The sequence below is a fragment of the Streptomyces sp. NPDC012825 genome (genome assembly GCF_042900925.1).
Taxonomy (GTDB): Bacteria; Actinomycetota; Actinomycetes; order Streptomycetales; family Streptomycetaceae; genus Streptomyces.
The window spans coordinates 157,823-171,562 of sequence record NZ_JBIBBZ010000009.1 but is presented as its reverse complement, the minus strand read 5'-3'; the positions used below and the strand labels follow the sequence as shown (position 1 = coordinate 171,562).

Sequence of the window (13,740 nt, the reverse complement as noted above, 5' to 3'; positions counted from 1 at the left end):
GGGGCCGGGCAGGTGCCCGGCCCCTCCTGTGCGGTTGTCCGACCGCGTCGCGCACGGGCCGCGTCCGGACGGCTCCCCCCGGTGCCGCCGGACGTCCCCCGAACCCGTGTGCTCCCCCGTCGACCGGACCCGCCCGGACCCCGGCGGCTTCCCCCGAAACCGCCGCGGCCCCTTCCCCCGGGGAGCGGTCTAGTTGGCCGGCTCCGACGTGGCGTGCATGTTGTCGGTCGTGGCCGTGACGACATTGCCGTCGACGGGCTCCGTGGTGGCGTGCATGTTGCCGTTGATGCCGAGCTTCGCGGCCACGGAGCCGGCGAGCGGTGCGTCGGTCGCGTGCATGTTCTTGCTGACGATCTCCTCGCCGGCGGCGCTCGGCTCGGTGGGGTCCAGGTCGGCCATGCTGATCATCTCCCGTTGTTACTTCGGATGGGGCGGGTGGGACCGTCCGGCTGTTCCCCCGTGGACTGCAGGGCGGCCCCACCCGGAGCCGTTCACCCTAGTGCGACGGTGTGACGGCCTTACCGGTGACCCGTCTGCCCCCCGACGCGACGGATCGTGGGAAGAACATTGCCCCATGCCCATAAACGAACGATGAACGGGCAGTTCAGCGGCTACGCGGCGGCGGTCTCCAACAGCAGGGCCCGTACGTCCGCTTCCTCCGCCGAACCGAGTTCGGTGAAGATGTCCAGCGCCTCCTGCCAGCAGACCCGCGCCCGGCCGTGCTGCCCTATGCCCGACAGAGCACGGCCGAGGACGACGAGGACCTGTCCGCGACGCCATTCACCGCCGACTCCGCGGAGGACGACCAGCGCCAGTTCGGAGTTCGAGGCGGCCTGGGCGTATCGGCGGGCCGCGATGTCCACCTCGGCGATCCGGAAGAGCGACATGCCTTCCCAGAGGCGCTGCCGGCTGTCCCGGAAGACGTCGAGTGCCTCGGTGAGCCGGGTCGTGGCCTCATCGAGCCGCCCACTCGCGGTCAGCGCGAGTCCCAGCGCGTAGCGGCCGTTGGCGCCCTTGAGGGCGTGCCCCAGCGTGTCGTACATCCCGGTCCCGCGCTGGGCGAGCTCGACCGCGACCTCCGTCTGGCCCATGGCCAGGTGGATGCGGGAGAGGTTGCACAGGGCGCTGGCCTCACCGGCTTCGTCGTCACAGGCCTGGAACGCCGCGGTGGCCCGGGTCAGGAAGCGTTCCCCGTCCTCGGTGCGCCCCTGGTAGAGCGCCATGATCCCGAGGGCGTTGGCGGCCCAGCACAGGGGAAGGGCGTCCCCGGTCGAGGACGCCAGGTCCATCGCCTCGCGGGCCTCGCCGTCCGCCTCGTCGAACCGGCCCGTCACGTGCTGGACGTACGCCAGGGTCAGCGCCGCACGGCCCTTCGCCCGCGTATCGCCCCGCCGCCCCGCCGCCTCCCGCAGCACCGTCGCCACCGCCTCGTACTCCCGGGAGTTCGCGCCCGACTCCGCGAGGTCCAGCGACGCCCACAGCAGGTCCACCCCCCGCCGCAGGGTCGCCGGGGAGGTGGCGGAGCGGCGGACCGTGGCCAGGAGGCAGTTCGCCTCGGCGTAGAGCCAGTCCTGGGCCTCGTGGCGGTCGGTGAAGGCCAGGCCGTCGTAGTCGGTGGGTTCCAGGTGGTCCACGAGCCGGTCGCCGGGGCGTTCGATGGCGTACACGCGGGCGGCGGTCGACAGGTAGAAGTCGAGGAGGCGGGAGAGCGCCGCCTCCCGCTCCGACGGGGGCTGCTCGTCCCTCTCCGCGCACGCGCGCGCGTAGAGCCTGACCAGGTCGTGGTACCGGTAGCGGCCCGGGGCCGCCGATTCGAGGAGGGACGTGTCGACCAGGGCTTCCAGGAGGTCCTCCGTGTCCTGGAGCGGCAGGTCGAGGACGGCCGCCGCCGCCGCGAGCGAGACGTCCGGCCCGTCGGCCAGGCCGAGCAGGCGGAAGGCGCGGGCCTGGGCCGGCTCCAGCTGCCCGTAGCCCAGCTCGAACGTCGCCTCGACCGCCAGGTCGCCCGCCTGGAGCTCGTCGAGCCGCCGCCGCTCGTCCGCCAGCTTGGCCGCCAGGACCGACACCGTCCAGGTGCGGCGGGCCGCCAGCCGGGACGCGGCGATGCGGATGGCCAGCGGCAGGAAGCCGCAGGCCGCGACCACGTCGAGCGCGGCCTCCCGCTCGGCCCGCACCCGCTCCTCGCCCACGATCCGGGTGAAGAGCCGGAGCGCCTCCTCCGGGGACATCACGTCCAGGTCGACCAGGTGCGCCCCCGCCAGGTCGACCATCCGGATCCGGCTGGTGACCAGGGCCGCGCAGCCCGCCGTACCGGGCAGGAGCGGGCGGATCTGGGCCGCGTCGCGGGCGTTGTCCAGGAGGACCAGGACCCGGCGGCCGTCGAGCGTGGAGCGGTAGAGCGCGGCCCGGTCGTCCAGCGAGTCGGGAATGGCCGAGTCCGGGGTGCCGAGGGCGCGCAGGAAGGAGCCGAGGACGGTCTCGGGCGCGGCGGCGCGGGACCCCGCGCCCTGGAGGTCCACGTAGAGCTGCCCGTCCGGGAAGTGCGGCCGGGCCTCGTGGGCCACGTGCACGGCGAGGGTCGTCTTGCCGACGCCGCCGATGCCCGCGAGCGCCGAGACCGCCATGACGTGCCCCTCGGCGGCGGCGAGCCGGGCGCCCAGCTCCCGTACGAAGGAGGCGCGGCCGGTGAAGTCCGGCACGGTCGCCGGGAGCTGCGCCGGGCGCGCGACGGGCGCGGCGGCCGGGGCGGGCTCCTCGACGGGCCGGGCCAGCTCGGCGTCGGCCCGGAGGATGCGCTGCTGGAGCCGGGACAGCTCGGGGTTCGGGTCGACGCCCAGCTCGTCGGCGAGGAGCCGGCGCGTGTCGGCGTACACGGCGAGCGCCTCGGCCTGCCGTCCGCCGCGGTAGAGCGCCAGCATGAGCAGTTCGCGCAGGCGCTCGCGCAGCGGGTGCGCGGCGGTGAGCGCGGTCAGCTCGGAGACGGCCTCGGCGTGCGCGCCGACCTCCAGGTCGATGTCGAGCCGGGTCTCCAGGAGGGTGAGCCGCCACTCCTCCAGGCGGGTGCGCTGGGCCTCGGCGTACGGGCCCGGCACGGAGGCGAGGACCTCGCCGTCCCACAGGTCGAGGGCCCCGGCGAGCCGCGCCCGGGCGCCCGCCCGGTCCCCGCCCGCCCGCAGCTTCTCGGCCTCGGCGGCCAGCTCCCGGGCGGCGGTGAGGTCGAGCGCGGCGGCGGCGGCGCGCAGGGCGTAGCCGCCGGACTCGCTCACCAGGACCTCGGGGCCGAGGGCCTTGCGGAGCCGGGAGGCGTAGGTGCGGACCGCCGCGAGGGCCTGGGAGGGCGGTTCCTCGCCCCAGAGGGCGTCGATCAGCTCGGCGGCGGTGGCGGTGCGGCCGCCGCGCAGGAGGAGGGCGGCGAGGAGGGCCCGCTGCTGCGGCGACCCGGTGGGCACGGCCTCGTCGCCCCGCCAGGCCCGTACGGGCCCGAGCACTCCGAAGCGGAGCGCCGCGCCACCCGTGCCCGCCGCCCCGGGACCGGCGTCCGCGCCCTTGTCCGTACCGGCGCCCGGGCCCCCACCCGTACCGGCGTACGCACCCCCGCCCGTACCGGCGCCCCCGCCCCCGCCCGTACCGGCCGGGGTCCCCGGGCCCGTCGGGCCCTCCGTGGCGTTCCCGCCCGTTTCCGCAGTCCGCTGCGCCGGGACTCGCGGCCCGTCCTCACGGTCCATAGCTCCCCCTGCCGTACCGCTGGTTTCGCCCAAGACAGTCTGCCTTGTCCGGAGGGGGTCCGTCAGCATCGGGCCGGACGGAGCGGAGCCGTTGCCGGACCGTTGCACGGGGCCCGGCCGACGGCCCGGGGGAGCCGTCCGGGGAGGCCCCGGCGACCGCCCGGAAAATTCCTCGGGAAAATTTCGAAACGGACATTTCGGGCCACGCTGCGGTTCCCGCATATCGGACGCCGTACGGCGGACCTACCGGTTGGTCGGGTAGTCCGGTTGGTCGATCTTTCAATCATTGGCGATCGGCCGCTTCGACCCGCCCAATGCAAGGCGATGATCGATCACGCGAGAGGATTGCGATCTTCCGGATGTGGAAACCGCAGCATTTAACGTCCTGTTCATGACTCAGGTGGAAGCACGGCCGCTGGCCGGAGACACGGTAAGGGGCGTCGACGCCCCGGGCGACACGCACGGCGTGCGCACCAAAGGCCTCGGCGGCAATTCCGTCGGCCTCCTCGGCAGCGCCGTCATCGGCGTCTCCACCGTCGCCCCCGTCTACTGTCTGACCTCCACGCTCGGCTCCACCGCCGGCGAGGTCGGACTCCAGATGCCCGCCGTCTTCCTCGCGGGCTTCCTCCCGATGCTCCTCGTCGCCTTCGCGTACCGGGAGCTCAACAAGGCCATGCCGGACTGCGGCACCTCCTTCACCTGGACCGTGAAGGCCTTCGGGCCCAAGATCGGCTGGATGTGCGGCTGGGGCCTCGTGATCGCGACGATCATCGTGCTCTCCAACCTGGCCGGCGTCGCGACCTCCTACTTCTGGCTCCTCGCGGGCGAGATCACCGGCAGCGAGTCCGTCGCCGCCCTGGACGGCAACAAGGCCGTCCACATCGTCACCTGCCTCACGCTCATCGCCGCCGCCACCGCCATCAGCTACCGCGGCATGACCGCCACCAAGGGCGTCCAGTACACCCTCGTCGGCCTCCAGCTCGTCGTCCTCGCCGTCTTCGTCGGCATGGCCCTCTCGAAGGCCGGCTCCTTCGAGACCTCGGTCGACTTCTCCTGGTCCTGGATGAACCCCTTCGCGGTGCAGTCCTTCGCCGCCTTCACGGCCGGACTCTCGCTCTCGATCTTCATGTACTGGGGCTGGGACGCCTGCATGGCGACCAACGAGGAGACCACCGGCAGCGAGAAGACCCCCGGCCGCGCCGCCCTCATCGCGATGGTCGTCCTGGTCGGCTCCTACCTGGCCACCGGCATCGCCGCGCAGATGGTCGTCGGCTCCGGCGAGAAGGGCCTCGGCCTCGCCAACCCGGAGACCTCCGACAACGTCTTCGCCGCCCTCGCCGGCCCCGTCATGGGCCCCACGCTCGGCATCCTGCTCTTCGTCGCGGTCCTGGCCTCCGCCGCCGCGAGCCTCCAGACGACCTTCATCCCGGTCGCCCGCACGGTCCTCGCGATGGCCACGTACGAGGCGCTGCCGAAGTCCTTCACCGAGGTCCACCCGGTCTTCAAGACCCCCGGCCGGGCCACCGTCGTGGCGGGCGTCGCCACCGGGGTCTTCTACACCGTGATGACCCTGGTCAGCGAGCACGTCCTGGTCGACACCATCTACGCCCTCGGCCTGATGATCTGCTTCTACTACGCGCTCACGGCCTTCGCCTGCGTCCGCTACTTCCGCAAGGAGCTGTTCCGCTCCTTCCGCGACTTCGCCTTCAAGGGCCTGATGCCGCTGCTCGGCGGCCTCATGCTCACCGCCGTCTTCGGCAAGACCCTGTACGACATGTGGGACCCGGCGTACGGCTCCGGCTCCGCCGTCCTCGGCATGGGCTCGGTCTTCGTGATCGGCGTCGGTCTGCTGCTCCTCGGCGTGGTGATCATGCTGGTCATGCAGCGCCGCAGCCCGGCCTTCTTCCGCGGCGAGGTCCTGACCAAGGAGACTCCGTCCCTGGTGGTGGCGGACTGACCGGACGCTCCTGAGTCACGAGAGACGCGAAGGCGGCGGGCCCGTGGGGGGTCCCGCCGCCTTCGTCCGTCCGGGGCGCCGGTCGCGGCCCCGCCCAGGATGCGCCCATGAGAACCGCGGGGGAGACGACCGACCGGACGCTGCGCCCCGGCCGGGCGACGGACGTCGAGTCCGTCGCCGAGCTGCGGGCCGAGGTGATGCGGGACGACCTGGTGCGGTCGAACCCCGTACCACCGGGCCCCGTACCACCGGGCCCCGTGCGGTCAGAGGGCCACGCCCGCCGGCTGCCGGACGGTGACGTTCAGCCGGTTGAAGAAGTTCGTCAGGCCGATCATCAGCACGATCGAGGCGAGCTGCTTCTCGTCGAAGTGGTCGGCCGCCGCGTCCCACACCGGGTCCGGCACGGCGTCTGTGCTGTCGGCGATGCGGGTCGCGTGCTCGGCGAGCGAGAGCGCCGCCCGCTCCTCGTCCGAGAAGTGCGGGGACTCGCGCCACGCGGCGACCGCGAACAGCTTGTCGTCGCTCACGCCCTCCTTCCGGGCGTTCTTCACGCCGTAGTCCACGCAGAAGCCGCAGCCGTTGATCTGGCTGGCCCGCAGGTGCACGAGCTCCAGGATCTCCTCGGAGACCCCGCCCTGGCGGGCGGCCTTCACGAGGCCCTGGATCGCGGCGCCCGCGTCGGGCAGGACGTAGGCGGGGTTGGTCATGCGGGCCTCGGGGGTGTGCGCCATGGTGATCGCTCCTCGGCGTCTCGTTCGGGACGTGCTGTCACCGCGATGACGGAACGGAGGCCGGGGATGTGACACGACGGCGGCACCCTCCCCGAAATTTCTTCCCGGTCCCTACGCCTCCGCGATGAGGGCGGTCGCGACCGTGCGGAAGCCGAGCCGGCCGTAGAGCCGGGCCACGTCCGCGTCCGAGGCCGACAGGAACACCAGCTCCGCGCCCCGGGCCCGGGCGTCCGCGACCAGGGCGGCCGTGACCGCGAGGCCGAGCCCCCGGCGCCGGGCCGCCGGGACGGTGCCCACGCCGACGACCTCGGCGACGTCCCCCACGGGCTGGTACTGCCCGGCCGCGAGGGCGACACTCCTTCTCGTACCGCCCTCCGTGTCGTCGAAGGCCGCCGCCAGCCGGGTCAGGCCGGCCGTGATCCGCTCGGCGGTCCGCCCGGCGACGCCGGGCTCCGGCGGGAAGCCGAAGGCGGCGTACGGGGCGGCGACGGCGCTCTCCAGACCCGGGTCGCCCGCGTCCACCATCCGTACGGTGGCGCCCCCGGGCTCCGGCACGGCGAGCCCCGGGCCCTCCAGGACCATCAGCGGGTGCTCGTGCACGGCGAGCCCGCTCGCCTCCACGGCCGCCCGCAGCCCCGGAGCCGTCTCCGCGACCCACTCGAAGGCCTCGGGCGCCCCCAACTCCCGCTGCCGGGCCCGCACCCGCTCCACGGCCGCGACCGGGACCTCCCCCTCGTGCCCGGGCGCGGGCCGCGCGTAGAAGGGCCAGCCCTCCCCCTCCCGTACGAACAGGGTCAGCGGCCCGAACTCCTCGGCGCGGGCGGAGGACCGGGGGACGGTGTCGTAGTACGTCTCGATTCGCTTCAGCACCGGGCCACGGTAGGGGGAGGGGAGCCGGACGCGGGAGGGCCGGGCGCGGAAGGGCCGGATGCGGGCGGGCCGGGTACAGGGGGAGCCGGGCGCGGAAGGGCCGGACGCGGGCGGGCCGGGTGCGGGGTCCCGGTCCCCTCCCCGTACCCGCTCGTATGCTCGGGGCATGACGGATCACCAGGCAGCACGTCCGACCGAGAACGCCATGCGCCGGGCCCTGAGGCGGGCCAGGGACGGGGTCGCGCTCGACGTCACCGAGGCCGCCGTGCTGCTGCGGGCGCGCGGGGACGATCTGACGGATCTGGTGGCGTCCGCCGGGCGCGTGCGGGACGCCGGTCTGGAGGCGGCCGGGCGGCCGGGGGTCATCACGTACTCCAAGAGCGTGTTCGTTCCGCTCACCCGCCTCTGCCGCGACAAGTGCCACTACTGCACCTTCGTCACCGTCCCCGGCAAGCTGCGCCGGGACGGGCACGGGATGTTCATGTCGCCCGACGAGGTCCTCGACATCGCCCGGCGCGGCGCCGCGCTCGGCTGCAAGGAAGCCCTGATCACGCTCGGGGACAAGCCCGAGGACCGCTGGCCGGAGGCGCGCGAGTGGCTCGACGCGCACGGCTACGACGACACGATCGCGTACGTGCGGGCCATGGCGATCCGCATCCTGGAGGAGACCGGGCTGCTCCCGCACCTCAACCCCGGGGTCCTGTCCTGGACCGACTTCCAGCGGCTCAAGCCCGTCGCGCCCTCGATGGGGATGATGCTGGAGACGACCGCGACCCGGCTGTGGTCCGAGCCCGGCGGCCCCCACCACGGGTCCCCCGACAAGGAACCGGCCGTGCGGCTCAGGGTCCTGGAGGACGCAGGCCGCTCCTCCGTGCCCTTCACCTCGGGGCTGCTGCTCGGCATCGGGGAGACCCCGGAGGAGCGGGCCGAGTCGCTGTTCGCGCTGCGCCGGATCGCGCGCGCCCACCACTCGATCCAGGAGCTGATCATCCAGAACTTCCGCGCCAAGCCGGACACGGCGATGCGCGGGATGCCGGACGCCGAGCTGGACGACCTGGTCGCCACCGTGGCCGTCGCCCGCCTGATCATGGGCCCCTCCGCCTGCCTCCAGGCCCCGCCGAACCTGGTCGACGCCGAGTACGAGCGGCTCATCGCGGCCGGCGTCGACGACTGGGGCGGGGTCTCGCCGCTCACCATCGACCACGTCAACCCCGAGCGGCCCTGGCCGAAGATCGAGGAACTGGCCGCCCGGTCCGCCGCCGCCGGCTTCGAGCTGCGCGAACGCCTCTGCGTCTACCCCGAGTTCGTCACCCGGGGAGAACCCTGGCTCGACCCCCGGCTCCTCCCGCACGTCCGCGCCCTCGCCGACCCGGAGACGGGCCTGGCGAACCCCGACGCACCCGTGCGCGGCCTGCCCTGGCAGGAGCCCGACGAGGCCTTCACCGCCACCGGCCGCACCGACCTGCACCGCACCGTCGACACCGAGGGCCGCACCGGCGACCGGCGCGAGGACTTCGACGAGGTGTACGGCGACTGGGAGGCGCTGCGCGAGGCCGCCGCCCCCGGGATGGTCCCGCAGCGCATCGACACCGACGTCCGCGAGGCGCTCGCCGTCGCCGCCGACGACCCCACCCGGCTCACCGACCCGCAGGCCCTGGCCCTCCTCCACGCCGACGGCCCCGCCCTGGACGCCCTGACCCGGATCGCCGACGACCTCAGGAAGTCGGTGGCCGGCGACGACGTCACGTACGTCGTCACCCGGAACATCAACTTCACCAACGTCTGCTACACCGGCTGCCGCTTCTGCGCCTTCGCCCAGCGCCGCACCGACGCCGACGCGTACACCCTCTCCCTCGACCAGGTCGCCGACCGTGCCGAACAGGCCTGGGAGGTCGGCGCGGTGGAGGTCTGCATGCAGGGCGGCATCCACCCCGACCTGCCCGGCACCGCCTACTTCGACGTCGCCCGCGCTGTGAAGGAACGCGTCCCCGGCATCCACGTGCACGCCTTCTCCCCGATGGAGGTCGTCAACGGCGCCTCCCGCACGGGCCTCTCGATCCGCGAGTGGCTGACGGCCGCGAAGGAGGCCGGGCTCGACTCGATCCCCGGCACGGCCGCCGAGATCCTCGACGACGAGGTCCGCTGGATCCTCACCAAGGGCAAGCTGCCCACCGCCACCTGGATCGAGGTGATCACCACCGCCCACGAACTGGGCCTGCGCTCCTCCTCCACGATGATGTACGGACACGTGGACCAGCCCCGGCACTGGCTCGGCCACCTCCGCACCCTGGCCGGCATCCAGCAGGAGACGGGCGGCTTCACCGAGTTCGTGACGCTCCCCTTCATCCACACCAACGCCCCCGTCTATCTCGCCGGCATCGCCCGCCCCGGTCCCACCGTCCGCGACAACCGCGCGGTCACCGCCATGGCCCGCCTCCTCCTCCACCCCCACATCCCCAACATCCAGACCAGCTGGGTGAAGCTGGGCGCGGAGGGCGCCGCCGAGATGCTCCGCTCGGGCGCCAACGACCTGGGCGGCACCCTCATGGAGGAGACCATCTCCCGCATGGCGGGATCGAGTTACGGCTCGTACCGCTCCATCGGGGACCTGGAGGCCATCGCGGAGGCGGCGGGCCGCCCGGCGAAGCCCCGCACGACCCTCTACGGGGAGGTGCCGGAGGAGCGGCGGCGCACGGCCGAGGCCTCCGACGGGCACCTGCCGGAACTCCTCCCCGTGCTCCCGGCGGAGTGAGGACGCATCCCCCGGACTGTGGTCGGAACGGGCCCCGGGGACGTCGGAACACATAACGTTCCGGGCCCGCGAAGGCCCGTATCCGGTCCATTACAGTGCGGCCAGGGAACCGACAGCGAACCGCCGACCGGGGGAGGGCAGGTCGTGACCACCACAGCCGCGGCCGTGTGGGGCCGTGCCGAGCAGCAGGACTTCCGGGCCCGGGTACGGGGCTGTCTGCTCGGCGGGGCGCTCGGCGACGCGCTGGGGGCGGGCGCCGACGGATCCTCCCTCGCGGAACTGCGCGAGGCCCACGGACCTGACGGACTCACCGACCCCGTCCCCGCCTTCGGCCGCCGGGGCGCCGTCACCGCCGCCACCCAGACGGCCCTCTTCACCGTCGACGGCCTGATCCGCGCCCAGGTCCGCCGCGACACCGGCGCCTGGCACCCGCCCACCGACGTCCACCGGGCCCAGCTGCGCTGGGCCGCCACCCAGCGCGACTGGGGACCCGACGAGCGCCGCAAGGACAACGGCTGGCTCGCCAACGAGGAGTGGCTCTACGCCCGCCGCAACCCGCCCCGCGCCTGCCTCACCGGCCTCGGCGACGAACGCCTCGGCACCCCCGGCAAGCCCAAGAACCCGGAGGCCGGCGACTCCGGCGCCCTCGCCCGCTCGGCCCCCTTCGGACTGCTCGTCGGCTGGGAGCCGCAGCTCGTCTGCCGGCTCGCCGTGGAGTGCGCCGCCCAGACGCACGGCGCCCCGGCCGCCCTCCTCGCGGCGGGCGCCCTCGCCGTCACCGTCCACGGCCTGGCCCGCGGCGGCTCCGTGGAGGCGGCGGTGGCCGGAGCCCTGGAGCAGCTCGCGACGCGCCCCGGCCACGAGCCGGTCACCGAGGCGCTCGGCCGTGCCCTCGGAGCCGTACGGGAGGGAGTCCCGGACGCGGAGCGGGTGACCGCCCTCGGGGCGGACGGGGACCGGGCCGAGGGGCAGCTCGCGGCGGCCGTCTACTGCGCCTTGGTCGGCGAGGACGTACGGCACGGGCTGCGGCTCGCCGTGAACCACGACGGGCCCTCGTCGGTGACCGGCGCGCTCACCGGGGCCCTACTCGGCGCCCTGCACGGCGAGACGGCCCTCCCGCCGGCCTGGCTGGCTGATCTGGAGGGCCGCGGGACGGTCCTGGAGCTGGCGGACGACTTCTCGATGGAGATGACCCAGGGCGCCGCCCTGCACACCCCCGAGGAGTCCGCGCCGGGCTGGCTGGCGCGCTACCCGAGGGGCTGACGCGCGGGCGGGCCGTTCCGGAAAAGGACCGAGCCCCCTCGGCCAGGACGGCGGACCGGACGAGAGGGCTCTTTCGCACTGCGTACCACTGGTGACCGCGCACGGGCACCGGGGGCCGGACGGCCCCGGGGGACTAGAGGGCCCCGGTGCTCACCTCGCCGACGAAGGCGTTCCAGGAACCCGGTCCGAACGCGAGGGACGGGCCCTCGGGGGCCTTCGAGTCCCGCACCGCGATCGCGGCCGCGACGGGGGACTTCACCTCGACGCAGGCCCCGTTCCCACCCGAGTAGGAGGACTTCGTCCAGGTGTCCGTACCACCCTGAATAATCGCCATGCTGCTCAGCTCCGGTTCTGCCAGTCTCTGCCAGGGATGTGTCGCGCCAACGTTCTTGACGACGTGATCGACGCTACTCGCCGGTCCCGGGCGACGTGACCGGCGTTCACACGTCCGAGTGGCATATTCCAACCGGGCTTCCGTGGGAGCGATGACCGGGTGTACCGTGCCTGCCCACCCGGTCCGGGCCTCAGCCCTGGGCGTGCTTCTTGGCCATCTTCGAGATGAACTCCCTGGTCTGGTCGACGTTCAGCGCCTGCGCCCTGAGGTGCTCGTACATGACGCTGTACTTGCCGACGTCCTGGGTCTTCTCCAGGTACAGGTCGCTCGTGACGCCCTCGATGTAGACGACGCTGGAGTCCGAGGTGTCCGGGAACTCCAGGATCGAGTACTGCCCGCTGATCCCCGGGTGCGCGCCCATGTCGAACGGCATCACCTGCACGGTGACGTGCGGCAGCTGCGACTGTTCGAGCAGGTGCTCCAGCTGCTGCACCATCAACTGCCTGCTGCCGACGATCCGGTGCAGCGCGCCCTCGTCGATGACGGCCCAGAGACGCAGCGGACGCTCCTCGTCCCGGATCCGCTCCTGGCGGCGGGTGCGGACCTGGACCCGCTTCTCGATGTCCGCGGGCGTCGACTCCGGCAGCGCGCCGGCGATCACGGCCTCGGCGTACTCGTGGGTCTGGAGCAGTCCGGGGATGATCTGCGGCTCGTACATCCGCAGGCTCTCCGCGTCCGTCTCCAGACCGATGTAGACGCTGTACGGGATGTCGCCGAAGGCGTGCCACCAGCCCTGCTGGCGCGAGTCCTTGGCCATCTGCATGAGGGACTCGACCATGCGCTCGTCCTCGACCTCGTACACGCCGCACAGGTCGCGGACGTCACGCTGGCTGATGGAACGACGGCCGTTCTCCAGGCGGCTGATCTTGGACTGGGAGACGAGCAGGCGCTCGGCGACCTGCTCGGCCGTCATGTTCTTCGCCTCCCGGAGCTTGCGCAGCTCCTGGCCCAATCGGCGTCGCCTGACGGTGGGGTTGACGTTGGACGCCACGGAAACTGCACCTCCGGCTGTCTGCTGCGTAGCTCTGCGTACCTACCGCTTGGCAGACTGCCACCAAAGGCCGTGCGTGCGCTGGGAAACGGGGACAACGCACATGTGCGGGGCGGTCGTCCAGACCGCCCCGCACTGCTGTGCGGCTCCCGTGATGGTTCGTGCGGCGCCTCGGTGCCGTGGTGCTCGGTGGTGCTTCGTGCGCCGTGGTGCTCAGTGCGCCGCCGCGCGGGCCATGCCGCCGCGTGGCTGCGCCGGAACGCCCTGGGCGCTTCGGCGCGGTTGCGCCCCCGCGCCGTTCTGGACGTCCATCACGGCGTGCGCCACGAGACCGCCCATCGGGTCGTGCCGGATCAGGTCGCGCAGCCGGGACCGCGACGACCGTCCTTCGTTGCCGGGGTAGAGGTGCTTCCCGAGACCGACCGCATGGGCCAGCGCGGCAAGCGCCGCGGTCCGCGGGTCCGGCGGTACGCCGGTGCGGATCGCACTGTCCAGCCGGGAACGGATCTCCCGACTGATCGCCGTGTCCGTCGCCTGGTAGCGAGTCGTCGGCAACACCCCGCACATCTGGCCCTCCACGGCATGCACCATGCCGCATCGCTCCAGATGCGAGAGATACGTCTGACGGAGCCCCAGTCGGGGCCCGCCTATCCAGTGGACGGCCCGAACCGGGCTGCCGCGCCTGCGCAGCAGTTCCAGCGCGGAGTCCAGTGTCGGATCTCCGGTCGGCCGTGGCATCACCACGGCGATACGATCCCCGTCAGGGGCTATCCGGCCTGCCAGCGCCAGCTCCACTAGCTGTGCTCCGGCCAGGCCGAGGTCGAGCGACTGCGGCTGCGCTGTGGTACCCGTGGTCGGGTCCAGAGCGAGCAGCAGAAGCTCCTCCGGAATGGTTCTGCGGCTCCTGCCCATCCATGCCTCCCCGCGTGGATGAATGACAGGGTGACCCCTCTCACATTCATCTGTCGAGAGCACCCGGGTGGTTCATCCGGGAACCGGTAGGTATGTCGTTCTCGTCTAGCACGGGGGCCAAGGGGTTCACACAGGACACTGGTAG

At 73.1% G+C, this 13,740-nt stretch carries 10 protein-coding genes; 3 read left to right on the top strand and 7 right to left on the bottom strand.

Annotation, left to right across the window (positions count from 1 at the left end):
• Window positions 1-189: 189 nt before the first annotated feature.
• Together ACFY7E_RS20570 and ACFY7E_RS20565 are read right to left on the bottom strand one after the other, a co-directional pair.
• Window positions 190-408 (bottom strand): hypothetical protein, encoded by a 219-nt coding sequence (locus ACFY7E_RS20570; RefSeq protein ID WP_389486789.1) that lies wholly within the window; start codon window positions 406-408, stop codon window positions 190-192.
• Between the two features lie 203 nt (window positions 409-611).
• The gene (locus tag ACFY7E_RS20565; RefSeq protein WP_389486787.1) at window positions 612-3,725 is read right to left on the bottom strand and encodes a BTAD domain-containing putative transcriptional regulator; all 3,114 of its coding nucleotides are present in this window, start codon (window positions 3,723-3,725) and stop codon (window positions 612-614) included.
• Window positions 3,726-4,116: 391 nt separating this feature from the next.
• On the opposite strand from ACFY7E_RS20565, the gene ACFY7E_RS20560 reads away from it, so the two are divergent.
• Window positions 4,117-5,682, top strand: coding sequence for an APC family permease (locus ACFY7E_RS20560; RefSeq protein ID WP_389486785.1), 1,566 nt, complete (start codon window positions 4,117-4,119; stop codon window positions 5,680-5,682).
• 263 nt (window positions 5,683-5,945) lie between these two features.
• Here the strand turns inward: ACFY7E_RS20560 and ACFY7E_RS20555 are convergent, their stop codons facing one another.
• Together ACFY7E_RS20555 and ACFY7E_RS20550 are read right to left on the bottom strand one after the other, a co-directional pair.
• Complete coding sequence (locus ACFY7E_RS20555; RefSeq protein WP_389486783.1) at window positions 5,946-6,413, bottom strand: carboxymuconolactone decarboxylase family protein; 468 nt, start codon at window positions 6,411-6,413, stop codon at window positions 5,946-5,948.
• A 111-nt stretch (window positions 6,414-6,524) separates the two neighbouring features.
• Window positions 6,525-7,283: a GNAT family N-acetyltransferase gene (locus ACFY7E_RS20550; protein WP_389486782.1), complete on the bottom strand. Its 759-nt coding sequence runs from the start codon at window positions 7,281-7,283 to the stop codon at window positions 6,525-6,527.
• 166 nt (window positions 7,284-7,449) lie between these two features.
• Here ACFY7E_RS20550 and ACFY7E_RS20545 point away from each other — a divergent pair, with 166 nt between their 5' ends.
• Together ACFY7E_RS20545 and ACFY7E_RS20540 are read left to right on the top strand one after the other, a co-directional pair.
• Entirely contained in the window at window positions 7,450-10,035 is a 2,586-nt protein-coding gene (locus tag ACFY7E_RS20545; protein WP_389486780.1) for a bifunctional FO biosynthesis protein CofGH, read from the top strand.
• Window positions 10,036-10,179: 144 nt separating this feature from the next.
• Window positions 10,180-11,298, top strand: a complete 1,119-nt coding sequence (locus ACFY7E_RS20540; RefSeq protein ID WP_389486779.1) for an ADP-ribosylglycohydrolase family protein — start codon at window positions 10,180-10,182, stop codon at window positions 11,296-11,298.
• A gap of 133 nt (window positions 11,299-11,431) precedes the next feature.
• Here the strand turns inward: ACFY7E_RS20540 and ACFY7E_RS20535 are convergent, their stop codons facing one another.
• The 3 genes from ACFY7E_RS20535 to ACFY7E_RS20525 all read right to left on the bottom strand — a co-directional run bounded on the left by ACFY7E_RS20535 (window position 11,432) and on the right by ACFY7E_RS20525 (window position 13,595).
• The gene (locus tag ACFY7E_RS20535; RefSeq protein ID WP_383438903.1) at window positions 11,432-11,632 is read right to left on the bottom strand and encodes a DUF397 domain-containing protein; all 201 of its coding nucleotides are present in this window, start codon (window positions 11,630-11,632) and stop codon (window positions 11,432-11,434) included.
• A 190-nt stretch (window positions 11,633-11,822) separates the two neighbouring features.
• Window positions 11,823-12,683 carry a helix-turn-helix domain-containing protein gene (locus ACFY7E_RS20530; RefSeq protein WP_389486778.1) on the bottom strand — a complete coding sequence of 287 codons (861 nt, stop codon included), beginning with the start codon at window positions 12,681-12,683 and terminating at the stop codon, window positions 11,823-11,825.
• Window positions 12,684-12,896: 213 nt separating this feature from the next.
• Window positions 12,897-13,595 (bottom strand): GPP34 family phosphoprotein, encoded by a 699-nt coding sequence (locus ACFY7E_RS20525; RefSeq protein WP_389486777.1) that lies wholly within the window; start codon window positions 13,593-13,595, stop codon window positions 12,897-12,899.
• Window positions 13,596-13,740 lie beyond the last annotated feature (145 nt).

Bases quoted from the DNA above. Each gene is read 5' to 3' on its own strand.
- ACFY7E_RS20555 (WP_389486783.1), bottom strand. From the start codon at position 6,413: ATGGCGCACACCCCCGAGGCCCGCATGACCAACCCCGCCTACGTCCTG.
- ACFY7E_RS20560 (WP_389486785.1), top strand. From the start codon at position 4,117: ATGACTCAGGTGGAAGCACGGCCGCTGGCCGGAGACACGGTAAGGGGC.
- ACFY7E_RS20565 (WP_389486787.1), bottom strand. From the start codon at position 3,725: ATGGACCGTGAGGACGGGCCGCGAGTCCCGGCGCAGCGGACTGCGGAA.
- ACFY7E_RS20535 (WP_383438903.1), bottom strand. From the start codon at position 11,632: ATGGCGATTATTCAGGGTGGTACGGACACCTGGACGAAGTCCTCCTAC.
- ACFY7E_RS20570 (WP_389486789.1), bottom strand. From the start codon at position 408: ATGATCAGCATGGCCGACCTGGACCCCACCGAGCCGAGCGCCGCCGGC.
- ACFY7E_RS20545 (WP_389486780.1), top strand. From the start codon at position 7,450: ATGACGGATCACCAGGCAGCACGTCCGACCGAGAACGCCATGCGCCGG.
- ACFY7E_RS20525 (WP_389486777.1), bottom strand. From the start codon at position 13,595: ATGGGCAGGAGCCGCAGAACCATTCCGGAGGAGCTTCTGCTGCTCGCT.